Source organism: Mesorhizobium sp. M8A.F.Ca.ET.202.01.1.1 (genome assembly GCF_004791595.1).
Lineage (GTDB): Bacteria > Pseudomonadota > Alphaproteobacteria > Rhizobiales > Rhizobiaceae > Mesorhizobium.
This window is the reverse complement of record NZ_SRUN01000131.1, coordinates 1-351: the sequence shown is the minus strand read 5'-3', so window position 1 is coordinate 351 and position 351 is coordinate 1. Positions and strand designations below refer to the sequence as shown.

General features: G+C 58.7%; 1 pseudogene. It reads right to left on the bottom strand.

The window, feature by feature from the left end:
• Nucleotides 1-118 precede the first annotated feature (118 nt).
• A pseudogene (locus EN845_RS34155) lies at nucleotides 119-351 on the bottom strand (FMN-binding glutamate synthase family protein); the annotation flags it as partial.

Sequence of the window (351 nt, the reverse complement as noted above, 5' to 3'; positions counted from 1 at the left end):
ACCATGAAATACTTGACGTTGCGAACCCTTGCGAACTCTTGGAGATCAGTCCCCTCAGACTGATCGATTTTGGCTTCAAAGGCCTTATTCATTGTCTACTGCTCCCATTCTTCTGGTTTTAGAAGCCACCCTGCCCTGGCACCCAATTCGTCCCCGCGAGCGGCACGCCGGCCATGGCCGCTGCTTCGATCGAAAGCGCGCAGAGATCCTCGGGCTCGAGATTGTGCAGGTGATTTTTGCCGCAGGCACGTGCGATGGTCTGCGCCTCGAGCGTCATGACCTTCAGGTAATTCGCCAGCCGCCGTCCGGCGACGACCGGGTCGACCCGCTTCATCAGCTCGGGGTCCTGTG